This is a genomic window from Variovorax sp. TLI9-5A (assembly GCF_056867935.1).
The window spans coordinates 4,098,601-4,123,622 of the sequence record NZ_CP200310.1 but is presented as its reverse complement, the minus strand read 5'-3'; the positions used below and the strand labels follow the sequence as shown (position 1 = coordinate 4,123,622).

At 67.1% G+C, this 25,022-nt stretch carries 25 protein-coding genes and 2 tRNA genes; 16 read left to right on the top strand and 11 right to left on the bottom strand.

Going from position 1 to position 25,022, the window contains the following annotated elements:
• The first annotated feature begins 230 nt into the window (after positions 1–230).
• Together AC1VNX_RS19475 and AC1VNX_RS19470 are read left to right on the top strand one after the other, a co-directional pair.
• The gene (locus AC1VNX_RS19475; protein ID WP_483158519.1) at positions 231–1,070 is read left to right on the top strand and encodes a universal stress protein; all 840 of its coding nucleotides are present in this window, start codon (positions 231–233) and stop codon (positions 1,068–1,070) included.
• 76 nt (positions 1,071–1,146) lie between these two features.
• Complete coding sequence (locus AC1VNX_RS19470) at positions 1,147–2,724, top strand: bifunctional aminoglycoside phosphotransferase/ATP-binding protein (RefSeq protein ID WP_483158517.1); 1,578 nt, start codon at positions 1,147–1,149, stop codon at positions 2,722–2,724.
• Positions 2,725–2,728: 4 nt separating this feature from the next.
• Here AC1VNX_RS19470 and AC1VNX_RS19465 read toward each other — a convergent pair whose 3' ends face one another.
• Positions 2,729–3,235 (bottom strand): universal stress protein, encoded by a 507-nt coding sequence (locus tag AC1VNX_RS19465; RefSeq protein ID WP_483158515.1) that lies wholly within the window; start codon positions 3,233–3,235, stop codon positions 2,729–2,731.
• Positions 3,236–3,398: 163 nt separating this feature from the next.
• Between AC1VNX_RS19465 and AC1VNX_RS19460 the strand changes: the two genes are divergently transcribed.
• Positions 3,399–3,983, top strand: a complete 585-nt coding sequence (locus tag AC1VNX_RS19460) for a hemerythrin domain-containing protein (RefSeq protein WP_483161986.1) — start codon at positions 3,399–3,401, stop codon at positions 3,981–3,983.
• A 36-nt stretch (positions 3,984–4,019) separates the two neighbouring features.
• On the opposite strand, the gene AC1VNX_RS19455 is transcribed toward AC1VNX_RS19460, so the two are convergent.
• From AC1VNX_RS19455 to AC1VNX_RS19440, 4 genes are all read right to left on the bottom strand, one after another.
• The gene (locus AC1VNX_RS19455) at positions 4,020–5,597 is read right to left on the bottom strand and encodes a PHA/PHB synthase family protein (protein WP_483158513.1); all 1,578 of its coding nucleotides are present in this window, start codon (positions 5,595–5,597) and stop codon (positions 4,020–4,022) included.
• 152 nt (positions 5,598–5,749) lie between these two features.
• Positions 5,750–6,124: a TraR/DksA family transcriptional regulator gene (locus AC1VNX_RS19450; RefSeq protein WP_483158511.1), complete on the bottom strand. Its 375-nt coding sequence runs from the start codon at positions 6,122–6,124 to the stop codon at positions 5,750–5,752.
• 71 nt (positions 6,125–6,195) lie between these two features.
• The gene (locus AC1VNX_RS19445; protein ID WP_483158509.1) at positions 6,196–7,707 is read right to left on the bottom strand and encodes a trypsin-like peptidase domain-containing protein; all 1,512 of its coding nucleotides are present in this window, start codon (positions 7,705–7,707) and stop codon (positions 6,196–6,198) included.
• A gap of 20 nt (positions 7,708–7,727) precedes the next feature.
• On the bottom strand, positions 7,728–8,255 hold the full coding sequence (locus AC1VNX_RS19440) for a flavodoxin family protein (protein WP_483158507.1): 528 nt from the start codon (positions 8,253–8,255) through the stop codon (positions 7,728–7,730).
• Positions 8,256–8,392: 137 nt separating this feature from the next.
• Here AC1VNX_RS19440 and AC1VNX_RS19435 point away from each other — a divergent pair, with 137 nt between their 5' ends.
• The 5 genes from AC1VNX_RS19435 to AC1VNX_RS19415 are packed head-to-tail and all read left to right on the top strand — an operon-like array spanning position 8,393 to position 11,298.
• A complete protein-coding gene (locus AC1VNX_RS19435; RefSeq protein WP_483158505.1) occupies positions 8,393–8,815 on the top strand; it encodes a universal stress protein in 423 nt (140 codons plus the stop codon).
• The gene (locus AC1VNX_RS19430; protein WP_483158503.1) at positions 8,815–10,257 is read left to right on the top strand and encodes a trypsin-like peptidase domain-containing protein; all 1,443 of its coding nucleotides are present in this window, start codon (positions 8,815–8,817) and stop codon (positions 10,255–10,257) included. Before AC1VNX_RS19435 ends, AC1VNX_RS19430 begins: the two co-directional genes overlap by 1 nt.
• A 10-nt stretch (positions 10,258–10,267) precedes the next feature.
• Entirely contained in the window at positions 10,268–10,801 is a 534-nt protein-coding gene (locus AC1VNX_RS19425; RefSeq protein WP_483158501.1) for an NUDIX domain-containing protein, read from the top strand.
• A 39-nt stretch (positions 10,802–10,840) separates the two neighbouring features.
• A complete protein-coding gene (locus tag AC1VNX_RS19420; protein WP_483158499.1) occupies positions 10,841–10,996 on the top strand; it encodes a hypothetical protein in 156 nt (51 codons plus the stop codon).
• Positions 10,997–11,016: 20 nt separating this feature from the next.
• Complete coding sequence (locus tag AC1VNX_RS19415) at positions 11,017–11,298, top strand: high-potential iron-sulfur protein (protein WP_483161984.1); 282 nt, start codon at positions 11,017–11,019, stop codon at positions 11,296–11,298.
• A gap of 329 nt (positions 11,299–11,627) precedes the next feature.
• Here AC1VNX_RS19415 and AC1VNX_RS19410 read toward each other — a convergent pair.
• The 5 genes from AC1VNX_RS19410 to AC1VNX_RS19390 all read right to left on the bottom strand — a co-directional run bounded on the left by AC1VNX_RS19410 (position 11,628) and on the right by AC1VNX_RS19390 (position 14,816).
• Positions 11,628–11,704: transfer RNA gene (locus AC1VNX_RS19410), tRNA-Arg, on the bottom strand.
• Between the two features lie 188 nt (positions 11,705–11,892).
• Positions 11,893–11,969, bottom strand: a tRNA-Pro gene (locus AC1VNX_RS19405).
• Positions 11,970–12,004: 35 nt separating this feature from the next.
• Positions 12,005–12,709 carry a glutathione binding-like protein gene (locus AC1VNX_RS19400; protein ID WP_483158497.1) on the bottom strand — a complete coding sequence of 235 codons (705 nt, stop codon included), beginning with the start codon at positions 12,707–12,709 and terminating at the stop codon, positions 12,005–12,007.
• Between the two features lie 119 nt (positions 12,710–12,828).
• Complete coding sequence (locus tag AC1VNX_RS19395; RefSeq protein ID WP_483158495.1) at positions 12,829–13,098, bottom strand: UBP-type zinc finger domain-containing protein; 270 nt, start codon at positions 13,096–13,098, stop codon at positions 12,829–12,831.
• A 35-nt stretch (positions 13,099–13,133) separates the two neighbouring features.
• Positions 13,134–14,816 (bottom strand): FAD-dependent oxidoreductase, encoded by a 1,683-nt coding sequence (locus AC1VNX_RS19390; RefSeq protein ID WP_483158493.1) that lies wholly within the window; start codon positions 14,814–14,816, stop codon positions 13,134–13,136.
• 171 nt (positions 14,817–14,987) lie between these two features.
• Here AC1VNX_RS19390 and AC1VNX_RS19385 point away from each other — a divergent pair, with 171 nt between their 5' ends.
• Genes AC1VNX_RS19385 through AC1VNX_RS19375 form a run of 3 tightly spaced genes read left to right on the top strand, consistent with a single transcriptional unit; the run spans position 14,988 to position 18,668 of the window.
• A complete protein-coding gene (locus AC1VNX_RS19385) occupies positions 14,988–15,869 on the top strand; it encodes a GNAT family N-acetyltransferase (protein ID WP_483158491.1) in 882 nt (293 codons plus the stop codon).
• Positions 15,866–18,187 (top strand): polyphosphate kinase 1, encoded by a 2,322-nt coding sequence (ppk1, locus tag AC1VNX_RS19380; protein WP_483158489.1) that lies wholly within the window; start codon positions 15,866–15,868, stop codon positions 18,185–18,187. Before AC1VNX_RS19385 ends, ppk1 begins: the two co-directional genes overlap by 4 nt.
• 19 nt (positions 18,188–18,206) lie before the next feature.
• Positions 18,207–18,668 carry a SixA phosphatase family protein gene (locus AC1VNX_RS19375; protein ID WP_171022539.1) on the top strand — a complete coding sequence of 154 codons (462 nt, stop codon included), beginning with the start codon at positions 18,207–18,209 and terminating at the stop codon, positions 18,666–18,668.
• A gap of 27 nt (positions 18,669–18,695) precedes the next feature.
• Here the strand turns inward: AC1VNX_RS19375 and AC1VNX_RS19370 are convergent, their stop codons facing one another.
• A complete protein-coding gene (locus AC1VNX_RS19370; RefSeq protein ID WP_483158487.1) occupies positions 18,696–20,216 on the bottom strand; it encodes a Ppx/GppA phosphatase family protein in 1,521 nt (506 codons plus the stop codon).
• 259 nt (positions 20,217–20,475) lie between these two features.
• Between AC1VNX_RS19370 and pstS the strand changes: the two genes are divergently transcribed.
• Genes pstS through phoU form a run of 5 tightly spaced genes read left to right on the top strand, consistent with a single transcriptional unit; the run spans position 20,476 to position 25,022 of the window.
• Positions 20,476–21,510 carry a phosphate ABC transporter substrate-binding protein PstS gene (gene pstS / locus AC1VNX_RS19365; RefSeq protein ID WP_483158485.1) on the top strand — a complete coding sequence of 345 codons (1,035 nt, stop codon included), beginning with the start codon at positions 20,476–20,478 and terminating at the stop codon, positions 21,508–21,510.
• A gap of 30 nt (positions 21,511–21,540) precedes the next feature.
• The gene (gene pstC, locus AC1VNX_RS19360; protein WP_483158483.1) at positions 21,541–22,623 is read left to right on the top strand and encodes a phosphate ABC transporter permease subunit PstC; all 1,083 of its coding nucleotides are present in this window, start codon (positions 21,541–21,543) and stop codon (positions 22,621–22,623) included.
• Entirely contained in the window at positions 22,620–23,504 is an 885-nt protein-coding gene (gene pstA / locus AC1VNX_RS19355; RefSeq protein ID WP_483158481.1) for a phosphate ABC transporter permease PstA, read from the top strand. Before pstC ends, pstA begins: the two co-directional genes overlap by 4 nt.
• 20 nt (positions 23,505–23,524) lie before the next feature.
• Entirely contained in the window at positions 23,525–24,304 is a 780-nt protein-coding gene (gene pstB, locus AC1VNX_RS19350) for a phosphate ABC transporter ATP-binding protein PstB (protein ID WP_483158479.1), read from the top strand.
• A gap of 16 nt (positions 24,305–24,320) precedes the next feature.
• Positions 24,321–25,022 carry a phosphate signaling complex protein PhoU gene (gene phoU / locus AC1VNX_RS19345; RefSeq protein ID WP_126019038.1) on the top strand — a complete coding sequence of 234 codons (702 nt, stop codon included), beginning with the start codon at positions 24,321–24,323 and terminating at the stop codon, positions 25,020–25,022.

The window sequence follows — 25,022 nt, the reverse complement described above, 5'->3', positions numbered from 1 at the left end:
CGAGGGCATGGCCGAGCCCATGGAGGCGGGTTGATCGGGAGGCGCTCCGCGGACGCGCGGCGCCTGCAAGAGAAAGTGCGTGCTGGAGCGCCGAACCGGCGCCGGCTTGATCGCCGTCAACCTCCATGCCCGCAGCGGGCGCGAACATGCGCATGAGATGCCTGCAGTCTCTTCCGGCATTTCTTCCTATTTCCGCGTCGCGAGCCGGCGCACCACCTTGCGGGGCAGACATGAATTTCAGAACCATCCTCGTCCACCTGGACCGATCCGGCCGCAGCCCGGTGCGCGCAGCTTTGGCAGCCCGGTGGGCGCATTCGCACGAGAGCCATCTGACGGCGCTGATTCCCACCGGCCTGTACGACGGCGTGATTCCCGCCGACGCCATCGCCACCGGCATGACCGACTACATCGCCGAATCGGCCGACTACCTGCGGCGCCGCGCCGAGGCCATCGCGCGCGAGTTCAGGCAGGACATCGCCGCCTCGGGGCCGCTGTCGTACGAGGTGCAGCTGGTCGACGGCGTCACGGAGGACGCCGTGGTGCGGTACGGGCATGCGAGCGATCTCGTCGTGGTGGGGCAGAGCGACGAATCGGCCGGGCGGGACACCACGGTGCACGGCCTTGCCGGGCATGTGCTGATGGAAGTCGGCCGGCCAGTGCTCGTGGTTCCTTCGGCCGGCGAGTTCTCGGGCGTGCCGAAGAACATCGTGGTGGCCTGGGACGGCTCACGCGAGGCGGCCGTGGCCCTCCACGCGTCGCTGCCCGCCCTGCGCGGCGCGCGCGTCACGCTGCTGTCGCTGCGCCACCCGCGCGACGGGGACGACGCGCAGCGCCTGCTGATGCACGACATGATCCAGTTCCTGCTGCGCCACGGCGTGCAGGCGCGCGCCGAGTCCGAGGTGACCGAGATCGGCATTGCGGACGCGCTGCTTTCGCGGGTGTCCGACCTCGGCGCCGACCTTCTCGTGATGGGCGCCTACAGCCATTCGCGCTTGCGCGAGCGGATACTGGGCGGCGTGACGCGGCAGATACTGGCGCAGATGACCGTGCCCGTGCTGATGGCGCACTGAGCGCCGCGGGTGCCTGCGCCGCTTGCGGCGCCTGCATTCCCGTCATCCATCTCGGACCTCGATCCGAACCCGCACCATGGACACCACACTGATCGACGCCTTGCGCGCGCAGCTCCAGCACGAGACCGGGCACCCTGTGGCGCTGGTCGAGACGCACATCTCCTGGGTGCTGCTGACTCCGACGCAGGCCTTGAAGCTCAAGAAGCCGGTGCGGCTGCCGTTCCTCGACTTCGGCACCGTCGAGTCGCGCAGGCACTTCTGCGAGGAAGAACTGCGCCTGAACCGGCGCTTCGCACCATCGCTCTACATCGACGTGGCGCCCGTCTGCGGCACGCGCGAGTCGCCCCGCATCGGCGGTGGCGGCACGCCGGTCGACCACGTGGTGCGCATGCGGCGCTTCGACGAATCCACGCTGCTGCGCAACCTGGTGGCGGCGAATGCGCTGGAGCCCCGGCTGCTCGATGGCTTCGCGCAGCGGCTGGCCGGACTGCATGGAGAGGCGCCGCGCGCGGCGCCGGTTTCCGGCTTCGGAGCGCCCGACGCGGTCGTCCGCGCGGCGAACGACGTGCTGGCCTCCCTGCGTGGCCAGCTGCAAGAGGGCGAGGGTGAAGGCGGCCGTGCCGCTTCGCTTGCCGGGATCGGCGCGTGGATCGAGGAGCAGGGGCAGGCACTGCGCATGGCCTGGATCGCCCGCCAGCAGGCCGGTGCCGTGCGCGAATGCCATGGCGACCTGCACCTGGCCAACGTGGTGCTGGTCGACGGCGCGCTCACGCCCTTCGACTGCATCGAGTTCGATCCGGCCCTGCGCTGGATCGACGTCATGAGCGACGTCGCCTTCCTCACCATGGACCTGAAGGCGCACGGCCATGGGGAGCTCGCGTTCCGCTTCCTCGATGGCTGGCTGCAGCACAGCGGCGACTACACGGGGCTGCAGGTACTGCGCTTCTACGAGGTCTACAGGGCTCTGGTGCGGGCCATGGCTTCGGGCATGGCGCCGGGCGAGCCGGGCGGGAAGAAGCAGCAGGGGCCGGACTACCTGGCATGCGCGCGGCGGCTGGTGGCGCAGCCGGAAGAGGGGGCACAGGGGGCGCAGGGAGCGCGGCTGATGATCGCGCACGGCCTCTCGGGCTCCGGAAAGTCCAGCATCGCCCTGCAGCTGCTGTGTGCCGCCGGCGCCGTGCGCGTGCGCTCCGATGTGGAGCGCAAGCGCCTGTTCGGTCTCGCTCCGCTGGAGCGCTCCGCCGCCGCCGGCCTGGACATCTACGGCGCGGAGGCGACCCGCCGGACCTTCGAGAGGCTGCGCGCCTGCGCCCGCGATGCCCTGCTGGCGGGCCACCCGGTGATCGTGGATGCGGCCTTCCTGCGGCGCGCCGAGCGGCACGGCTTCGAGGCGCTGGCCACGGAGCTGCGCGTGCCTTTCTCGATACTGGACTGCAGCGCCGCGCCGGCCACGCTGCGCCGCCGCGTGGCCGAGCGCGACGCGGCGGGTACCGATGCATCGGAAGCCGGGCTGGCCGTGCTGGAGCGCCAACTGGCCACGCACGAACCGCTGGATGCGGAAGAGCGCAGGGCTGCCATCGAGGTGTCCACCGAAGGCGCCGTCGACATCGCGCAGCTGCGGGCGCGATGGTGCTCGGCGCGCTTCGAGCGCTGAACCCTCACTGGCTGGCGAGCTCTCCGCTGGGCAGCGTGAAGCGTTCGTGCTCGGTCTTCGCGCTCTCGGGCGCGCGGACCAGCAGCACCGGAACGGGCGCCATGCGCAGGATGTGCTCCGCGCTGCTGCCCATGACCCAGCGGCCTAGCCCACGGCGGCCGTGGGTGCCGATGACGATCAGCTCGGCTTTCCACGCCTGCGCGGCGGCGATGACCTGGTCGTGGACGCTGCCCTTGAAGCTGTCGAGCAGCACGCTGTCGGCCTCGACGCCGTCCTTGGCGGCCCTGGCGCACCCGTCCGCGAGCAGCTTCTGCGCGTTGGCGCGCAGCTCCTCCAGCCAGTTGCCGGCATAGCCAGCGTAGGCATCCATGGCCAGCGAGAACGAGAGTTCGTCGATCACATGCGCCAGGCGCAGGCGTCCACCCGAGAGCCTGGCCAGCTGGATGGCTTCGTCCAGCCCGAGGCTGGAAGTGGAACTGCCGTCGATGGGAACAAGAATTCGTTGGTACATGGCACGACTCCGGGCTTGGTGATTGGGATCGCTCCAGTATCCGGATGCGCGCGCGGCGCGGCTTGACATCGATCAAGGGCGAGGCCCGCCTCGGGCGGGATTTGATCTGGAACAAGCCCGCGCGCGGCGAAAGCGCGACCCTCGAGGCATGCACAAGACTCTCATGCCCCACGCCACCGTCCGCATCATCCGCCAGGAGCACGCCGCGCTCGCCGCCATGCTCCGGTCCATCGTCATGCTGCTCGAACAGCACCGCAGGAAGGGCACGCTGCCCGACTTCGCAACGCTCAGGGCCATGCTCTTCTACGTGGACGAATTCCCCGAGAAGCGCCACCACCGCAAGGAGACCGAGCTGCTGTTTCCCAAGCTGCGCGCCCGCACGCCGATCTCGCGCGAGCTGCTCGACAGGCTCGACGGCGACCATGCCAAGGGCGAACGCCGGATCCGCAACGTGGAGCACGCGCTGCTGGCCTTCGAGATGCTGGGCGAGCTGCGGCGCGAGGAATTCGAGAAAACCGTCGGCGAGTACGTCGATTTCTATCTCGACCACATGGCGCTGGAGGAGCGCGAGATCCTGCCGCTGGCCGAGCGGGTGCTGACCGAGGACGACTGGCGCGACCTGGACGACGCCTTCTCGCAGAACCGCGACCCGATGACAGGGCACGTGCCCGATCTCGAATACAACGCGCTCTTCACGCGCATCGTCAACATCGTTCCCGCGCCCATCGGGCTGGGGCCGGCGCTGTAGGGCCGGCTCTTCCTTGCTGCCTCTCCCGCTTCCCGCTCAGCGCATCAGCACGTAGGTGCCTGGTGCTTCGCAAAGCGGAGGCAGCCCGCGCCGCGGCGCGCCCATGGCGGGCGGGCGGCGCCTGGGCCCCGAATGCGCCGCGAGCCATTGCTGGAACGCGGGCCACCACGACCCCTCGACTTCGCTCGACGCGTCGAGGAACTCTTCGGGCGCGACGTACGCGCCATGCCTGCGCCGGCGCAACATGCGGTAGCCGCGGTGCGCATGCCCGGGCTCGCTCACGATGCCCGCGTTGTGGCCGCCTTCGGTGAGCACGAAGCTCACGTCGGCATCGCACAGCAGGCTGAACTTGTAGACGGAGCGCCAGGGCGCCACGTGATCCGTCCGCGTGCCGAGCAGGAACACCGGTACGTCGATGTCGCCCAGCGAAACCGGCCGCCCGTCGACGAGGTAGTGGCCTTCGGCCAGTGCGTTGTCGAGGAAGAGGCTGCGCAGGTAGTCGGCGTGCATGCGGTAGGGCATGCGCGTGCCGTCCGCGTTCCACGCCATCAGGTCGTTCAGCGCGGGGCGTTCGCCGAGCAGCCAGGTGCGCACCAGCGGTGCCCAGATCAGCTCGCCGGGCCGCAAGGACTGGAAGGCGGCCGCCATCTGCGCCGCGCCGAGGAATCCCTGGTACGCCATGATGTCCTCGAGGAAGGCGAGCTGGCTTTCGTCGATGAACAGGCCGATCTCTCCGGGCTCGGTGAAATCGGTCTGCGCGGCCAGCAGCGAGAGCGAGGCGAGGCGGTCGTCACGCTCGCGCGCCATCGCCGCCGCCGCGATGGCCATCAGCGTGCCGCCGAGGCAGTAGCCGACCGCATGCACGCGGCGCCCGGGCAGCACGGCCTCGACGGCGTCGAGGCTGGCGCGGATGCCCAGCCGCAGGTAGTCGTCCATGCCGAAGCCGGCGTCGCAGGTGCCGGGGTTCTTCCAGGAAACGGCGAACACCGTGTGGCCCTGGCCGACCAGGTAGCGGATCAGCGAGTTGTGCGGGCAGAGATCCAGCACGTAGTACTTCATGATCCAGGCGCTGATGATCAGCACCGGCTCGGCATGCACCGTCGGCGTCGAAGGCGCGTACTGGATGAGCTCGACGAGTTCGTTGCGCATGATGACCTTGCCCGGCGTGAGCGCCACCTCGTGCCCCGGCCTGAAAGCCTCGGCGCCGAACGGAGGCGCGCCGAGGGCGGCACGGAAGATGTCTTCCGCCCCCTGGAGGGCACCGGTGAGCAGGTTCATGCCGCCAGTGGCGGCGGTCTTCTTCAGAACCTGCGGATTGGTCGCTGGGAAGTTGGCGGGCGAAACCATCTCGAGCCATTGCCGCATGGTGAAGGCGACAAGCTGCTCGTGGTGCCGGTCGACGCCGGGAACGTCGCGGACCCGTTCGAGCAGCCGCCGCCCGCCGGCCTCGAAGGCGTCGCGGTACACGCAGAAGGGCCAGGCCGCCCAGTCGTCCGCTGTCAGCCGCGGGTCGTGCGCCCGCGGATCGGCGCAGGGCAGGGCCTGGTGCAGCGCCAGTCCGGCGCCGCGGCCGGGCTGGCTCGCGAAATGAAAGGCCCAGTCCGACCACGCCACGAATGCCGGATCGAAACGACCATCGAGAGGGCGGCAACGACACCGTGATCTGCAGCATGGGCAGCGGCGCAGCCGATCGCCCGGTTTATCGGGTCGTGAGCTACGCGCGCGACAAGGCGGCGAGCAGTGAAGCGACCGCCCCCTGCGTCGCCTCAGCGGCGCTGGTGCGCTTCGACCGCCGACTGGCACGCTGCGCACCGGATGGCGGTGGGCTGCGCGAACAGGCGGGCGCGCGGAATCTCGGCGCGGCAGTCTTCGCAGACGCCATAGCGGCCGTCGGACACCCGCGCGAGCGCCTGTTCGATCTCCTCTAGCCTGGTGCGGTCGATCTCGATCTCGGCCAGGTGAACGTCGGCCGCGCGCTCCGCTTCGGCTTCGTCGGCATGGGTCGTCACTTCGCGCGCGTCCCCGGCGGACAGGAGTTCGGCCGTGGGCGACGAGGCGCGGAGTTCGTCCAGAACCTGCCGCTTCATCATCTCCAGTTGCCGATGGAGAGTGCGGTGATCGGTGGCATCGAGGTGTTTCATGGTCGTTTGTCCTTGCGATGAATGAACTGCGGATGGGCTTTCTGCGACGCCGGCGCGGCGGTCGCGGGTGGTCATGAGCGGCCTCGGCGCGAGGCTGGAAGGCGCACCGCCACGTAGGCGAGCCGGCGGTCGCGCATGACCAGCAGCGCGACCGTGTTCCCGGCCGGAATCCGGGCGAGGGCCTGCCCGAGGTCCTCGACGCTATAGAGCTTCGTCGTGTTCACCGCCACGACCACGTCGCCCGCGCGTATGCCTTCGCTGCGGGCGAGGCCGCCGGCCTCGCGCACCATCAGGCCGCTATCGATGTTCAGCTGCAGCCGCTGGGCGGAAGAGATCTCTCCCAGGCTCAGCCCCAGGCCGTCGTTCCATTCGAGGGGCGCGGCCGTGAAGGATGTGCCGGCGGTGGCCGGCTGTACGGCCAGGGTCGCCCGCAGCACCTGCGGCGCGCCGTGCCGCCACACCTCCAGCTGGACCCGGCTGCCGGGCGGGCGCTGCGTGATCCGCTGCGGAAGGTCCGCGAAGCGCTCGACAGGCTTTCCGTCGAGCGCGAGCAGGGCGTCGCCCTGCGCGAGGCCGGCGGCTTGCGCCGGGCTGCCGGGCTCGACGCGGACCACCAGGGCGCCGGTCGTGGCCGCAAGCCCGAAGGACTGGGCCAGCGCGGGTGTCATTTCCTGGAACTCGGCGCCCAGGTAGGCGCGGCGCACGCTGCCATGCTCCTGCAGTTCGCCGGCAATGCGCATCGACAGGTTGATCGGCACGGCGAAGGACAGGCCCATGTACCCGCCGCTGCCGCTGTAGATCATCGAGTTGATGCCCACTACCTCCGCACGGCTGTTGAACAGGGGACTGCCCGAGCTGCCCGGGTTGATCGCAACGTCGGTCTGAATGAACGGGATCTCGCCCGCGCCCGCCATGACGCGCCCGACCGCGCTCACCACGCCGGCCGTCACGCTGCCGTGGAAGCCGAAGGGCGAACTGATCGCGGCCACCCAGTCGCCGGGCGCAAGCGCCGAGGAATCGCCGATGACGGCCACGGGCAGGCCGGTGGCATCGATCTTCAGCAGCGCGACATCGGTGCGCCGGTCCACGCCGGCCACGCGCGCCGTGAAGCGGCGGCCGTCGTCCAGCTGGACCTGGACTTCGTCGATGTTGGTAACGACATGCGCGCTGGTGAGGATCAGGCCGTCGCTGCGGATGATCAGGCCCGAAGCGAGGTCGCGGATCTGGCTGATGCGCGCGCTCGCGGGCAAGGGCCAGGCCAGGCGGTCGGCGAAATCATGCTCGGGAGCGATTTCGAGTTCGATGCCTTCCGGGTTCAGGTCGCGCCCGATGCGCAGGGTGCTGATGTCGACCACCGACCTGCTGCGGCTGGCGACCAGCGACGAGAAGTCGCCGGCTCCCGCCGCCGCTTCGGGGCGTGCCGGGGCGGCCTGTGCGGCGGCGGGAGCCGGAGACACCGGCTCAGGCGAAGGCGCGAGCATCGGCGCCGCGCAGGCGCAAAGCAACGCGGTGCCGGCTGCAAGCGCCCAGGCGAGCCGGACGGCGCGCGGCACCGCGTCCGCGCAAATGGAAGGCGTGGTCACGTCGATCCGGCGCCGGGGCTTCAGCTCGATTGCGGCGACAGCGTGACCGGGCGAACCACGGCGTGTGAACTCTCGACTTCGCGCACGGCGTTGCCGAAGGCCTGCAGCCGGGCCGCGCAGCTGCCGTCGTCCACTTCGCGCATCGTGACGGATGAACTCAGGATCGGCGCGCGGCCGAGGATCCTGCCGATCTCGGCGGCCGCGTTCGGCGCTCCCTGTCCGCCCATCACCGAGAGCACGGCGACGTCGGGAAGCCTGGCGCGCTGGCGCGCGACGAAGCTGCGCATGGGGCCGGCGAGCTGCAGCAGCCAGATCGGCGATACCAGCACCACGGCGTCGAAGTCGCCCGGCGGCGGGCCGTCGTAGCGGATGGCTGGCTCGCGGCGCAGCAGGGAGTCGATCACGCAGCGCAGGCTGCCCAAGCCGCCCGCGCGAGGCCGCGTCTCGGTGATGTTCGCGAGCTGCCAGTTCTGCTGGCTGCACAGCAACTCCGCGACGCGGCGGGAAGTGCCCGTGTAGGAATAGACGATCACCAGGACGTTGTTCATGCTTGCCTCTGCTGCGTTCATGGAAGCCCAATGTAGGCAGCGGGCGGGCCTGATGCCTTGCGCTGCATCAAGGGCAGGCGCGGTGCGCGCGGCGACCATCCTTGCATCGGGGATGTGCCCCGGCTGAAGGAACCATCATGAAAATCCTGCTTGCCGTCGACGGCAGCGACTACACGGACCGCATGCTGTCCTACCTGACCGCGCACAAGGAATGGTCGGGCGCGGGCCACGACTTCACCGTCTTCCACGTGGTGCTGCCCGTGCCGCATCGCGCCGCGGCTTTCGCGGGACCGGAGATCGTGCACGGCTACTACGAGGACGATGCGCGGATGGTGCTCGAACCGGTGCGCAGCCTGCTCGCCAGGAACGGCATCGAGGCGCGCTTCGAACACCGCATCGGCCATCCCGCCGAGGAGATAGCCGCGTTCGCGCAGAAGGGGCAGTTCGACCTGGTGATCATGGGCTCGAGGGGCCACGGCGCCCTGACGAACCTGGTGCTGGGCTCGGTGGCCAACAAGGTGCTGGCCGCGTGCACGGTGCCGGTCCTGCTGGTGCGCTGATGAAAGCAGCCGCCTTCGCGCGAGGCCTGGCCGCACTGGCCCTCGGTGCGTTCGCGCTCGCGGGCGGAACGAATGCGTGGCCACAGGCGCGCTCCTGCCTGGAGCGCAGCCCTCCGGCATCGCAGGCCGTCGACTTCGCGGCTGCCGCCGCGCGGCAGTCGCCCGCGGTGGTGAGCATCATGGTCACGGAAGGCAGCGGCGACCGGCCCGCCATCGGCGACATGCGACCCTCCATGCCATGGGATCGGACGTGGGCGCGCGGCTTCGCCTCGGGCTTCATCATCGGCGGCGACGGATACATCCTGACCAGCGCCCATGCGGTGACCGGCGCCCGGGCGATCTCCATCCTCATCGCCGACCAGCGCCGTTTCGACGCCGAAGTGGTGGGCGTCGACCGCCTCAGCGATGTCGCGCTGCTGAAGGTCGCGGCTTCCGGCCTGCCGGTCGTCGTTCCGCGCCGCGGCAGCGAGCTGTGCCCCGGCGAGCGCGTTGCCGCCATGGGCGCCCCGTTCGGCTTCGAGCGCAGCGTGACCGCCGGCGTGGTGAGCGCCAATCCGCGCTACATGCCTGGAGGAAGCGGCGTTCCGCTGATCCAGAGCGACGTGGCGCTCAACCCGGGCAACTCGGGCGGTCCGCTGTTCGACGAGCGCGGCGAGGTGGTGGGAATGAACTCGATGATCTATTCGCCCGGCGGCGGATATTTCGGCATGTCGTTCAGCCTGCCCATCGATACCGCGATGCGTGTGGCGGACGAACTCCGCGCGACCGGGCACGTGAGGCGGGGGCACATCGGCGCCCGCACGCAGCCCCTGACGGCCGAGCTGGCGCCGGCCTTCGGCCTTGCGTCCACGCAGGGAGCGCTGATCGTGCGGGTCGACCCGGACAGCCCGGCCGCGGAGGCAGGGCTTCGCAGCGGCGACGTGGTGCTGGCCGTCGGTGGCGACACCGCGATGAGCTACGCCGACATACAGAACCGCGTGGCCGCGGCCCGCACGGGCAGCCGGATCGCGCTGAAGATCTGGCGCCACAAGGCGCCATTGACGGTGCAGGTCAGCGTGGTCGAGAACCCGCCCGATGCCTCGCCCCGTCCGGCCGCGCGCGCCGCCGCGCAGCAGGAAACCCGCTTCGGGCTGGAACTCACCGAGCGCAAGGGCGTGCTGGGCATCAGCCTGCCGTCTCCGGGCCTCTACGTGCAATCGGTCTCCGGCTCGGCCCAGATGGCGGGGCTGCGATACGGCGACATGCTGATCGCGGTCAACGACGTGGAGGTGGCCAGCCTGGCGGACTTCGACGCGGCGATCCGCTCCGTCGCGGAGAGCGACACGGTCGCGCTGCTCGTCATGCGCGGCTCGGCTCGCAGCTATGTGCCCATCCTCCCGCGCAGCGCCGCGCGCGCTCCGGTGGCGCGGCACGCCGGCGAGGCGGCCGCGCCTGTTCCCTGAGGCTTTCGCGATGGAAAAGACGACCAGCTGCGGCGTTCTGGTGTTCGATACGGCAGGGCAGTTGCTGCTGTGCCACGCGAGCGACAGCCGCTACTGGGACATTCCCAAGGGCGCCGCCGAAGGGCCGGAGCAGGGCGCGCAGGCGGCTGCGCGCGAGGCGGCCGAGGAATGCGGTCTCCGGCTGCCACCGGAGCAACTGCGGGAACTGGGGCTCTTCCCCTATCGCAAGGGCAAGGATCTCCGGCTCTTCGCGGTGCTGGTGCGGCACTTCGAGGCGAAGAGCTGCGTGTGCTCCAGCTTCTACACCGACCGCCATGGACGGCGGCGTCCCGAGATGGACGCGTTCCGCTGGGCCAGCTTCGAGCAGTTGCCGCAGTTCTGCGCGCCCAGCCTCGTCGCGGTGCTGACGCAGGCGTTGTCGCTGGCGGGCATACACGGGCAGTTGCTCTACGAAGTGGGGGCGGTCGATGTTGCGCCCGGGCCGCACGGCTTTCGCGCAGTTGATCCTGCGCAAACCCGCGCGCAGCCGGCCGCCCAAGAATGACCGCAGGCCGTTTCCGCAAAACCATCACGAGGTCGCCCCATGAACGTCGCATCGAACGCAGCCCTGCAAGTCGTCGGGTTCTGCATCGCATCGCTGCTGGCCACGGGCGTCCTCGTGCTGGCGGGGCTGAACGAGCGCAATGCCGCGCTGGACGGCCTGGCGCATGTCTCGTACACGATGAAAGAACCACGATGAAATCCAACCGCCGCATCTTCATGCTGACCCTCGCCGCTACCGGGGCCGGTGCCTGTGTCACGCGCTCGTTCGCGCAGGCCCGCCTCGATGAAAAAGACCCTCAGGCCGCAGCCCTGGGATACGTCGCCGATTCGGCCAAGGCCGACGCGAAGAAGTTTCCCAAGCATGACAACGCCCAGCTTTGCAACGGCTGCGCGCTCTGGCAATCGAAGCCGGCGGATGCGCAGGGCAACTGCGCCTTGTTCGCGGGCGAGCAGGTCAGCGCGAAGGGCTGGTGCAGCGCCTGGGCGAAGAAGGCCTGACAACGCTGCCGACATAGTCGATCCGAGTGGCAAATCAAGCTGCCATCGCGCTCGGGTTGACGGTCGTACATCGCTTGCTCCAAGGCATCGAGCACGAAGTCCGTGCGCATTGAATTGCTGACCCGCCAGGCCACTGGCAAGGAAGCGTCGAAAAATGCCTGCCGGAAGGGGATGAAGGCGAAGAGTTCAACTCATCCTCGTCGCCCAGGAGGGTGCAATCCAACCCGGGACCGCGTCGGACCGATGAAGCCCAGGACTAACGGAGCTAACGGAGCGACGTCAGAAAGCGAGGAGAAGTCCCACTTGCGGGGCTTCGTGAAGTGCACTATTGGCCTGCCCGGAGGGGATCGAACCCCCGACAACCTGCTTAGAAGGCAGGTGCTCTATCCAACTGAGCTACGGGCAGATTCCGGGCTGAAGAGACGCCAGGAAAATCAATGACTTGAGCGCGATTGCTGCTCTGAAGCAACAGCGGCGGATTCTACCGAGTTCCGAATCAGGAATCGTCGTGCGAGAGCAGTTCCAACGTGAGCGCCATGAGACCAAACGAAAAAGCACACAGCCCGCAAGTGACTGTGTGCCTTTCGATTTTTGTGGTCGGGGCGAAAGGATTCGAACCTTCGACCCTCTGGTCCCAAACCAGATGCGCTACCAGGCTGCGCTACACCCCGACAAGCCTTCTATTCTAGCCCGGATAAAAGGGCCTTCAGCGTTTCTCGTACTGAGTCTTGCCGAAAAGAATCTCCCGCTCCTTGTCGCCGGTGATCGGCTGGCGCAGATCGGCCAGCACTTTCACGCCGCGCTGCACGGCCGGCCGCGCGGCGATGCCGTCGAACCAGTCCTTCAGATGGGGGAAGTCGGTGAGGGTGATGCCCTGGTTTTCCCAGCTGCGCAGCCACGGAAAGATGGCGATGTCGGCGATCGAGTAGCTCTTGCCGGCGATGAACTTGTTCTTCGACAGCTGCTTGTCGATCACGCCGTAGAGGCGCTTGGCTTCGTTGCTGTAGCGGTCGATGGCATAGGCGATCTTCTCGGGCGCGTACAGCCGGAAGTGGTGCGCCTGGCCAAGCATGGGGCCTACGCCGCCCATCTGGAACATCAGCCACTGCAGCACGTCGTAGCGCTCGCGGTCGCCGGTGGGCAGGAACTTGCCGGTCTTGCCCGCGAGATAGACGAGGATGGCGCCCGATTCGAAGAGCGAGATCGGCTTGCCGTCCGGACCATCGGGGTCGGTGATGGCGGGGATCTTGTTGTTGGGGCTGATCTGCAGGAAGTCAGGCGCGAACTGGTCGCCCTTGCCGATGTTCACAGGGTGCGCGTGATAGGGCAGCCCGCACTCCTCCAGCATGATGTGAATCTTGTGGCCATTCGGCGTGGGCCATGAATAGACCTCGATGGGCGATGCGGGCATGTTGTCTGGCACTCCGGTGATGGGATGTGTTTGATGCGAGCCCGGCAGCATATACGTGCGAATTCAAACGCGTGCTGGCGCGGGAATTCGCGGTCTGGCTGGCGAAATTCAGCGAAATCTCAGCCGACTTGCTTCTCGTGTACGTTGCACCACATCCAGCTCTCGCCGGGTTCGAGCGACCGGATGACGGGGTGGCCTTCGGCGTGCGAGTGCCGCGTCGCATGACGGTTCTTCGAAGAATCGCAGCAGCCGATGTGCCCGCAATGCACGCACAGGCGCAGGTGGACCCAGGTGTCGCCGGTCTTCAGGCAGTCTTCGCAGCCGCGCTGTTGCTGGGCGTGGGGCTGGGCGATTTCGGCAGGCACGTGCTCACAGGGTTTGATGGGCAACTTCGGACTCCTTCTGGTTTGAGCTGATGCGCCGTTCAGGCCACGGCCGAGGCCTGCGACAGGTGCTGGTGAATCAGCGCGACCGCGGCCGCGCCTTCGCCGATGGCGCCGCCTACGCGCTTGACCGATCCCGAGCGCACGTCGCCGACGGCGAACACGCCCGGCACGCTCGATTCGAGCGTCGCGGACGGCCGCGCTGGAAAGCCGCGGCTGGCGGCGTCCCCGGTCAGCACGAAGCCATGCTTGTCGACCGCCACGCCACAGCCTTCGAGCCATGAGGTTTCCGGCTCCGCGCCGACGAAGAGAAAGATGTTGCGCGCAGCGCAGTCATGCTCGTTGCCGGAGGTGTGACAGCGCCATGTCGCGCCCGTGAGGCCTTCGTCGGAGCCGCCATGCAGACGAACGAGCTCGGTGTGCGGCTGCAGCGAGATATTGGGCGTGGCCTCGATCCGGTCGATCAGGTAGCGCGACATGCTGGCGGCGAGCGACGGCCCACGCACCAGCACGTTGACCTTGGCCGCATGGCGCGACAGGAACACTGCGGCCTGGCCGGCCGAGTTGCCGCCGCCGACCAGGGCGACCTCTTGGTGCGCGCAGATCTTCGCCTCGATCGCCGAGGCCCAATACCAGACGCCTCGGCCTTCGAATTCGGCAAGCCTCGGAACATCAGGGCGGCGGTAGCGAGCGCCACTGGCGATGACCACCGTACGCGCATGGATCGTGCGGCCATCGGCCAGCGCGACGGCCAGGCTCTCGAGCGCGTTCTCGCGCGAGCAGTCGAGCGACACGACCTTGGCCGGGATCAGCATCTCCACGCCGAATTTCTGAGCCTGCACGAACGCGCGGCCCGCCAGCGCCTGTCCGGAGATGCCGGTTGGAAAGCCCAGGTAGTTCTCGATGCGCGCGCTGGCACCGGCCTGGCCGCCGAACGCGCGGCAGTCGAGCACGATCACGCGCAGCCCTTCGGAGGCCGCGTATACCGCCGTCGCCAGCCCGGCGGGCCCGGCACCGACGACGGCCACGTCGTACAGCTCCTTGCGCTCGGCCGTGTCGACCATGCCGAGGCAGCGTGCCAGCGCATCGTCGCTCGGGTTGACCAGCACCGAGCCGTCCGGGCATACCGCCAGCAGCTTGCAGGCGCCGTACTGGGCAAGCAGCGCAGCGGCGTCGGGGTCCTGGGCAGCGTCGACCAGGTGATATGGATAGCCGTTGCGGCGCAGGAAGTTTTCAAGCCGCGCCATGTCGGGCGACTGAGGCTGGCCGATGAGAACCGGCCCGCTGGCGCCGGATTCGATCAGCGCCACTCGCCGCAGGATCAGCGCGCGGGTGATGCGCTCGCCGAGGTCGGCCTCGGCCACCAGCAGCGCACGCAGCTGCGCGGGCGACACCAGCAGCGCTTCCACATCCTCGTCGGCGTGGCCATCGACGAGGGCAGGGCGGCCGCTCAACTGGCCGACCTCGGCGAGGAATTCGCCCGGCCCCTGCCGCACGATCGGCACCACATGACCGAGCCCGTCGCGTTGCGTGACAGCCACGACGCCTTTCAGCAGCACGAACATGCCGGGGCCTGTTTCGCCTGCGGTGAACAGCCGGGTGCCGCGCGCGAACTGCTGCACGGTGCCGAAGCGCGCAATGCGCGCAATCTCGGTGTCACTGAGGACTGGGAATGTCTGGTGGAGGCGGCTGTTGTCAGTGCCGTTGGCGGCGGTTGTGACCATGGGTGGAACTCCATTTCGCGAATCCACCGCATTAGACGACGAAGCGGGCCCAAGTGGTTCGCAGCCGTTTTACGGGTGGCTTGGGCTGTAACGGCGTCACGCGCCTGCAATGTTCCTGACATGCCCGCTTCATCGCAGGTACGGAGACTCCCTCGGCAGAAAGGGTTCCCCATGAAAGAACTGCCCAACCCGACGTTTCCGCTCTCGCAGATCGGGCTTCGCGCGGCCTTGTGGCCCGCTCCCGCAGCCGGTGCTTCCACCGTTGCCGCCCGTACGTCGGTGCCCCAGGCGCCGGCGGTCATCCTGCCGCAGGCCGTCGAGTCCAAGCAAGGCATCACAGTCGGCTGGGCCCGTCATGTCGACGACGTGCGCGCTGCCCAGCGTCTTCGCTACGACGTTTTCGTCGGTGAAATGGGTGCCCGGGTTTCCTCGCCGCTGGCCGGCCACGACATCGACCTGTTCGACGACTTCTGTGAGCACCTTCTGGTGCGCGATGAGCTGACCCAGCAAGTCATCGGCACCTACCGCGTGCTCACGCCGGCCCAGGCCCGCCGGGTCGGCAGCACCTACAGCGATACTGAATTCGACCTCACCCGCCTGCGCGACCTGCGCGAGCGCATGGTCGAGCTTGGCCGCAGCTGCGTGCACCCTGATCATCGTCAAGGCGGCGTGATCCTCGCGCTCTGGGGCGCTCTGGCCGGCTTCATGCACCGCAACAAGCTGGACACGATGATCGGCTGCGCGAGCATTCCGATGTCACATAACGGTGTCACGAATGGCGATGCCGCCGCCAGCATCTGGCGCCAGGTTTCGGCCAAGCACATGGCACCCATCCAATATCAGGTGCAGCCGCGCCTGCCGCTACCGGTCGAGCGTCTCGACAGCACGCTCGACGTGGAGCCCCCGGCGCTCATCAAGGGCTACCTGCGCCTGGGTGCGAAAGTGCTCGGCGCGCCGGCCTGGGACCCGGACTTCAACGCAGCCGACCTGCCGATGCTGATGCGCATCGACGACCTGCCGGCGCGTTACCGCAAGCATTTCCTGGGCGCATGAAGCCGGCGGCCGACCGGCCCGAAACCGGGTCGCTCGCTTCTACACCTGGTGCCCTTGGCCAGCAACCTGCCGGGCCTGAGGCGTCACCGAATAGTCATGGAACTGTCACAAGAGGGGCTGACACTGTCATATTTCAGCCTGTGTTTCCTCCTGTGTCGCCTGCTTCAGAATCAGTGTCCATGTCACCCGCCCCCGCAAACCCGTCCCCCGACGTTGCGGCCCCCGAGTTCACATTGCTGGACCGCGACCACAGCATTCTTTCGTTCAACGAGCGCGTGCTCGACTGGGCGCACCGCAAAGAGGTGCCGCTGATCGAGCGGCTGCGCTACCTGTGCATCGTTTCGTCGAATCTCGACGAGTTCTTCGAGGTCCGCGCCGCCCCGCATCTGATTGCGGGCAGCGCCGGCGACCACAAGGGCACCTACACAGTCGAATCGTTCCAGCGGCTGGCCGAGGCGGCTCACAAGCTGGTGGCACGCCAGTACGCGCTGTACAACGACGAGCTGATGCCGACCTTCGCGACGCACGGCATCCGCATCATTTCGCACGGCGAGCGCAATCCGGCGCAGCGCAAATGGGTCAGCGAGTATTTCGAGCGCGAGGTGCGCCCGCTGCTGATTCCGGTCGGCCTCGATCCGGCGCATCCGTTCCCGCAGGTTGCGAACAAATCGCTCAACTTCATCGTCAGGCTGGGTGGTAAAGATGCTTTCGGGCGTGAAAACCCGATCCAGATCGTCAAGCTGCCGCGCGTGCTGCCGCGTCTGATCAAGATGCCGGCCAAGGTGTCGGAGGGCAAGACGCTTTTCGTGGCGCTTTCCAGCGTGGTGCGTGCGCATCTGGGCAGCATGTTCCCGGGGCGCGAGGTGGGCGACTTCTCGCAGTTCCGTGTCACGCGGCATTCCGACCTCGCTGTGGACGAGGAAGACGTCAAGAACTTGCGCACTGCGCTGCGCCAGGGCCTGCAGCACCGGCATTACGGTCAGGCCGTGCGCCTCGAAGTCTCGGCGAGCTGTGCCGAATCGCTCGCAAGTTTCCTGCTTGCCCAGTTCAATCTGCCGCCCGAGGCGCTGTACCGGGTGCATGGTCCGGTCAATCTGGCCCGGCTCACGCAGCTGGCCGACCTGCTCGACGAGCCGCAACTGCGTTTTCCGCCGTATCGCGCGTCCTATCCCGTCACTTTGTCGTCCGGCCAGTCGTTCTTCGAGCAACTGCAGCGCGGCGACGTGCTGATCCACCAGCCCTTCGAGAGCTTCGAGGGCGTGCTGGCCTTCCTGCGCGAGGCGGTGCAAGACCCGCAGGTGCTGGCGATCAAGCAGACCATCTACCGCACGGGCGCCGACTCGGAAATGATGGACCTGCTGCGCGAAGCCGTTCGCCGCGGCAAGGAAGTCACGGTGGTCGTGGAGCTGAAGGCTCGCTTCGACGAAGAAGCCAACATCAACTGGGCCGAGATGCTCGAGTCGATCGGTGCGCAGGTGGTGTACGGCGTGGTCGGCCTCAAGACCCACGCCAAGATGCTGCTGGTGACGCGGCGCGAGGGCAAGCAGTTGCGCCGCTACGGCCATCTCTCGACGGGCAACTACAACCCGCGCACCGCCAGGCTCTACACCGACATCAGCCACCTCACGGCCGATCCGCTGCTGACGGCGGACATGGAGGCCGTCTTCGTGCACCTGGCAAGCCAGAGCCGCCTGCCGAAGCTCAACCGCATCTGGCTGGCGCCGTTCGACCTGCACAAGAACGTCATCGCCCAGATCGATGCCTTGGGCTTGGCCGCCGCGGCCGGGCAGCCGACGCGCATCGTTGCCAAGATGAATGCGCTGACCGATGACGAAATCATTGCCTCGCTGGTTCGCGCTGGCCAGAAGGGCGTCAAGATCGATCTGATCGTGCGTGGCGCGTGCACTTTGCCCGCACAGGTGCCGGGCGTCACCGACAACATCCGGGTGCGCTCGGTGATCGGCCGCTTCCTGGAGCATTCGCGGGTCTTCTACTTCCGCAACGGCGAGGACGAATCGTTGTATCTGTCGAGCGCCGACTGGATGAACCGCAACATGATGCGGCGCGTCGAGCTCGCATGGCCCGTGACGGACCCCGGGCTGCGCCAGCGGCTGATCGACGAATGCCTGGTGGCCTATCTGCACGATGGCCGCGACGCCTGGGACCTGGGCGCGGACGGCACCTACACGCGCGTCGACCACGATACGCATTCGGGCGAAGCGGGTTCATCGCCCGCTGTCGAGGCCCATGGTGCGCAGGCGGCGCTCATGAACCGCTACGCTTCACGAGGGCATCTCAGAGATGCATCCAGCAACTGAAGATCGAAAGACGATGACCATGGACTTGATCTTCTGGCGTCACGCCGAAGCCGAGGACTGGACCGAGGGGTGCGACGACATGCAGCGCTCGCTCACCGCGCGCGGCGAAAAGCAGGCCAAGCGGATGGCGGCATGGCTCGACCGCCAGCTGCCGGACGGCACGCGCATCATCTGCAGCCCGGCGCGGCGCTGCGAACAGACGGCGCTGGCGCTGGGCCGCAAGTACAAGCTGCGATCGGAACTCGCTCCGGACACCACTGCCGAGGCGCTGCTCGGCGCAGCCGGCTGGCCCAATGGCAAATCGGTGGTGTTGATGATCGGCCACCAGCCGTCGGTGGGGCAGGCGATCTCGCTGCTGCTGGGCCTGAAGCAGGACAGCTGCCCCGTGCGCAAGGGGGCGCTGTGGTGGATCCGCACGCGCGAGCGCGACGGCGACGTGCAGACCGTCGTGGTGACGGTGCAGTCGCCTGAATTGCTCTGATCGGTTGGATCGAACGGCGGGCAGGGCTCAGCAGCCGCTGAGTTCGACCCGCCAGCTGCTGGTCTTCTGCCAGGCCAGCACTTCCTCGCGCAGCAGGTGCGCCGATTGCGGATATGCCTCCGCCCAATCGGGGGCGCAGGCGATGGTGAAGGCGCGTGCACCGAGCGCCGCAAGATGAAGCGCCTGCGGATCGGGGTCGCGCCGCGCATGGCACAGGATCACCGCGAGCCGCAGCGCCAGCAGCTGCATCACGAAGGTTTCGTCGTCCAGCGATGCCTCGAGCTTGCGTAGCTTGCCGCGCTGGCCCAGCACCAGCTGGGCCAAGGCGTGGAGTTCGTTGACCGCGAAACCCGGCGCATCGGTGTTGTCGAGGATGTAGGCGCCGTGCTTGTGGTAGTCGCTGTGCGATACGAGCGCGCCGATCTCGTGCAGTTGCGCGGCCCATCCGAGCTTGCGCAGCGCGCGGCCGGCCCGGTTGGTGGTGCTGCCGCCGCGCGCGGCCGGTGCCAGCTGCACGAAAAGGGCTGCGGCCGTTTCGCCCACGCGCCGGGCCTGCTCCGGATCCACCGCGAACCGGGCGGCCAGCCGCGCCACGGTGGTGGTGCGCATGTCGGCGACGCTTTCGTCGCGCTCCAGCAGCTCGTAGAGCACGCCATGGCGCAGCGCGCCCTGCGCAACCTTCATTTCGTCGATGGACAGGAGATCGAACACCGCACGCAGAACGCTCAGGCCGCCGCCGATGACCGCCTTGCGGTCTTCGCGCATGCCGTCGATGCGCAGCTTGTCGGCGCTTCCGGCCTTGAGCAGGCGGTCGAGAAGCCAGTCGAGGCCCGCTCGGGTGACCAGGCCGGGGTCGCCGCCGGCGGCCGCCAGCACGTCGCCGACCGCACCGATCGTGCCCGAGGCGCCGTAGGCCACATCCCACTGGTCGCGCGCGTAGCTGCCGAGCGCGTCGTCGAGCACGGCCTTGGCGGCGACTTCAGCCGCGCGGAAGGCTCCCTGCGTGAAGAGGCCTTCGCCGAAGTGCTTCATGGACCACGCGACGCTGCCCACGCGGTAGGACTCCATCCGGTCGGCGACCAGGGCGCGGCCGATGATCATTTCGGTTGAGCGCCCTCCGATGTCGATCACCAGCCGGCGTTCGCGATCGGACGCGTCGTTGTGCGGCAGCATGTGCGCCACGCCCTGATAGATAAGGCGGGCTTCTTCCCGCCCTGGGATCACGTCGATGCCGAACCCCAGAATGGTGCGTGCCCGCAACAGGAATTCTTCCCGGTTGCGCGCCTCGCGCAGCGTTTGCGTGGCCACGGCCCGCACCTGCGAGCGCTTGAAGCCTGCCAGGCGCTCGCCGAAACGCGCGAGGGCGTCCCACCCGCGCTGCATGGCTTCGGTCGTGAGGTTGCGGGCGCTGTCCAGGCCGTTGCCCTGTCGTACCGTCTCCTTGAGATATTCGGTACGGTGGATCTGGCCGTGGTCGACCTGTCCGATTTCGAGCCGGAAACTGTTCGACCCCAGGTCGACTGCTGCGAGGCGAGTGCCGTTTTGCATGTGATTTTGAAAAGAGGGCGGTGTCTTTGTGTTTGATCGTAGCGCTGTGACAGGGCGCGCCGCCTTCTGGATCGCGCGATGGCGAGTCCTGGAAGGCTAGGCGGATCGCATGACGGTTATGTGACAGCGTCACACGCAACACCAGCGAAACAAAGGCATTTTCCCTCGACAGAGGGGTGTCATATTGATGTCACAGAAGCTTTCTAGAGTCCGTCCCAAGCCCGGAAGGGACTACTTCTTACTTCTACAAGGAAGCTTCATGAAAACGACGTTCAAATTTGCAACAGCCGGTCTCGTGGCCGCGGTGTTCTCCATTCCTGCCTTCGCACAAGACGTGACCGGCGCCGGCGCCAGCTTCCCGGCTCCTCTGTACGCCAAGTGGGCTTCCGACTTCAACAAGGCCACCGGCGTCAAGATCAACTACCAGTCGGTCGGTTCGGGCGCCGGCATCAAGCAGATCGAGGCCAAGACTGTCGATTTCGGCGCTTCGGACGCTCCCCTGAAGGACGACGAACTCCAGGCCAAGGGCCTGATGCAATTCCCCACCGTCATCGGCGGCGTGATTCCCGTGGTCAACATCCAGGGCGTGAAGCCCGGCGAGCTGAAGCTCAACGGCCAGGTCCTGGGCGACATCTATCTGGGCAAGATCACCAAGTGGAACGACCCCGCCATCAAGGCCCTGAACGGTTCGCTGAATCTGCCCGACGCCGCCATCGCCCCGGTTCGCCGCGCCGACGGTTCGGGCACCAGCTTCCTGTTCACCAACTACCTGAGCAAGGTCAATGCCGAGTGGAAGACCAAGGTCGGCGAAGGCACGGCCGTGAACTGGCCCACCGGCGCGGGCGGCAAGGGCAATGAAGGCGTCGCCGCTTTCGTGAACCGCCTGCCGAACTCGATCGGCTATGTCGAATACGCCTACGTCAAGCAGAACAAGATGACGTACGCCCAGATGCAGAACGCCGCCGGCACCTTCGTGTCGCCCGACGATTCGGCATTCAAGGCCGCCGCAGCCGGCGCCGAATGGAACAAGAGCTTCTATCAGGTGCTGACCAACCAGGCCGGCAAGGATGCATGGCCCATCACCGGCGCCACCTTCATCCTGATGCACAAGGTGCAGGACAAGCCCGCCAACGCGACCACCGTGCTCAAGTTCTTCGACTGGGCCTACAAGAGCGGCGACAAGACGGCCGACGAACTCGACTACGTGCCGATGCCCGACGCCGTGAAGGCCACCATTGCGAAGGCATGGGGTGAGGTGAAGGACTCGTCGGGCAAGGCCGTCGCGTTCAAGTAAACCTACCCATCAGTCCAGGACGGCGCGCCCATGAGCAATTCTCCGCTCGAGGACGCGCCGCTTTCGTCTTTGCCGGAGCGACCCGTGTCATCCACATTTCCCGCCGCCACCACCTCTCTCGACCTCGCGGCCGAGCGCGGTCGTGCAACCGCACCTCCGCCGCCTGTGAAGGCCCCGCGCTCCGGCCCGATGGCCGACCGGTTGTTCGGCTGGGCCGCCAAGGGCGCCGCCTTGCTGACGCTCGCGATGCTCATCGGCATCCTGCTGTCGCTGGTTGCTGGCGCCTGGCCCGCCATTTCGAAGTACGGCCTTGGCTTCCTCACGAGCAGCGTGTGGGACCCGGTCAAGGACGAGTACGGCGGACTGGTCATGATCTACGGCACGCTGGCCACCTCGATCATCGCGCTGGTGATCGCTGTGCCGGTGAGCTTCGGCATTGCGCTCTTCCTTACCGAACTTTCGCCCAGCTGGCTCAAGCGCCCGCTGGGTACGGCCATCGAGCTGCTGGCGGCTGTGCCTTCCATCGTGTACGGCATGTGGGGCCTGCTGGTGTTCGGGCCGATCCTGTCGACCTGGGTGCAGCAGCCGTTGCAGAAGCTGCTTTCCGGTGTGCCGTACCTCGGCGCTCTGGTGTCCGGTCCGCCCGTGGGTATCGGCATTCTGTCGGCCGGCATCATCCTCGCGATCATGATCATCCCGTTCATCGCCTCGGTGATGCGCGACGTGTTCGAGGTGACGCCGCCGCTGCTGAAGGAATCGGCGTATGGCCTCGGCTCGACCACCTGGGAGGTCGTCTCCAAGGTGGTGCTGCCCTACACGAAGGCTGGTGTCATCGGCGGCATCATGCTCGGCCTCGGCCGGGCGCTGGGTGAAACGATGGCGGTCACGTTCGTGATCGGCAACATGAACCAGCTCAACTCCCTTTCCGTGTTCGAGGCTGCAAACAGCATCACCTCGGCACTCGCCAACGAATTCGCCGAAGCCGGCGCGGGCCTGCACCAGGCCGCGTTGATGTACCTCGGCCTCGTGCTGTTCTTCATCACTTTCATCGTGCTGTCGCTCTCCAAGGTGCTGCTGGCCAAGATGAAGAAGAGCGAAGGAACCAAGTCGTGAGCACCGCTCAGAATCTTCTCGTGGCCAAGGCATTGGCCGAAACGCGCCAAGCCAAGTTCGCCGCGCGCAACCGCGTCAACAAGATCGCGCTCACGCTGTCGCTCGCCGCAATGGCCTTCGGCGTGTTCTGGCTGATCTGGATCCTCTGGGAAACGCTGCGCCAGGGCGTGGGCGGCCTCGCCATCGCCACCTTCACCCAGATGACGCCGCCGCCAAACGAAGTGGGTGGTATCGCGAATGCGATCTTCGGCTCGTTCGTGATGGTGATGCTGGCCACCTTCGTGGGCACGCCCATCGGCATCATGGCCGGCATCTATCTGGCCGAGTACAACCCCAAGGGTTGGCTCGCCTCCGTCACGCGTTTCGTCAACGACATCCTGCTGTCGGCACCGTCGATCGTGATCGGTCTGTTCGTCTATGCCGTGGTGGTGGCCTACTTCAAGACCTTCTCGGGCCTGGCCGGCGCGATCGCGCTGGCGCTGATCGTGATTCCGGTGGTGATCCGCACTACCGAGAACATGCTGCAGCTGGTGCCCCCAGGCCTGCGTGAAGCGGCCTACGCACTTGGTACGCCGAAGTGGAAGGTCATCATCAGCATCACGCTGCGCGCCGCCCGCGCGGGTGTGGTCACCGGTGTGCTGCTGGCCGTGGCGCGCATCGCGGGCGAAACCGCGCCGCTGCTCTTCACTGCCCTGAACAACCAGTTCTGGACCGCCGACGTGAGCCAGCCGATGGCCAGCCTGCCGGTCACGATCTTCAAGTTCGCGATGAGCCCGTACGAGAACTGGCAACAGCTGGCATGGGCCGGCGTGTTCCTGATCACGATTGCCGTGCTTGCCCTCAACATCCTGGCGCGGGTACTGACGCGCAACAAACATTGAACCCGGAAGAAGACAACAACATGCCAAATACCGTTGCACAACCGTCGCGCTCGAAGATCTCGGTCAAGGACCTGAACTTCTACTACGGCAAGTTCCACGCGCTCAAGGGCATCAATCTCGAAATTCCCGAGAACAAGGTCACGGCCTTCATCGGCCCCTCGGGCTGCGGCAAGTCGACCCTGCTGCGTACCTTCAATCGCATGTTCGAGCTCTATCCGGAGCAGCGCGCCGAAGGCACCATCGCCCTCGACGGCGAGAACCTGCTGACCTCGACGCAGGACGTGGCGCTGATCCGCGCCAAGGTCGGCATGGTGTTCCAGAAGCCCACGCCGTTCCCGATGTCGATCTACGACAACATCGCATTCGGCGTGAAGCTGTTCGAGAACCTCTCGGCCAGTGAAATGGACGACCGCGTCGAATGGGCCCTGAAGAAGGCCGCGCTGTGGACCGAAGTGCGCGACAAGCTGCAGCAAAGCGGCTCGGGCCTCTCCGGCGGCCAGCAGCAGCGTCTGTGCATCGCGCGCGGCATCGCGATCAAGCCCGAAGTGCTGCTGCTCGACGAGCCCTGCTCGGCGCTCGACCCGATCTCGACCGCGAAGATCGAGGAACTGATCGCCGAGCTCAAGAACGAATACACGGTGGTCATCGTGACGCACAACATGCAGCAGGCCGCCCGCTGCAGCGACTACACCGCCTACATGTACCTCGGTGACCTGATCGAGTTCGGCGCTACCGAACAGATGTTCTTCAAGCCGCAGCGCAAGGAGACCGAGGACTACATCACCGGCCGTTTCGGTTGAAGTCAAAGGAGACAACATGACCGAGAAACATCTCTCCAGCCAGTTCGACAGCGAGCTCAACGGCGTTTCGTCGCGCGTGATGGAGCTCGGCGGCATGGTCGAATCGCAGATCAACCAGGCCGTGTACGCGCTGCTGCAGTTCGACTCCGAAGCGGCCAACCGCGTGATGGAAACCGAGCACCGCGTCAACGCGATGGAAATCGACATCGACCGCGAGCTGTCGTCGATCATCGCGCGCCGCCAGCCGACCGCACGCGACCTGCGCCTGCTGATCGCCATCAGCAAGACCACCGCCAACCTCGAGCGCGTGGGCGACGAAGCCAACAAGATCGCTCGCATGGTCAAGTCGATCATCGAGAGCGGGGCAGCCCGGCAGTTGCCCACGACCGAACTGCGCATTGCCGCCGACCTCGCTGCGGGCCTGCTGCGCAAGGCGCTCGACGCCTTCGCACGGCTCGACACCGCCGCGGCGCTGTCGATCCTGAAGGACGACGACCTGATCGACAAGGAGTTCGACGGTTTCGTCCGCAAGCTGGTCACCTACATGATGGAAGACCCGCGCACCATCTCGGCCAGCCTGGACCTGCTGTTCCTGGCCAAGGCCATCGAACGTATCGGCGATCACGCGAAGAACATCGCCGAGTTCATCATCTACATCGTCAAGGGTGCCGATGTGCGGCACACTTCGATGCAGGAAATCGAGTCCGCGCTGCAGTAA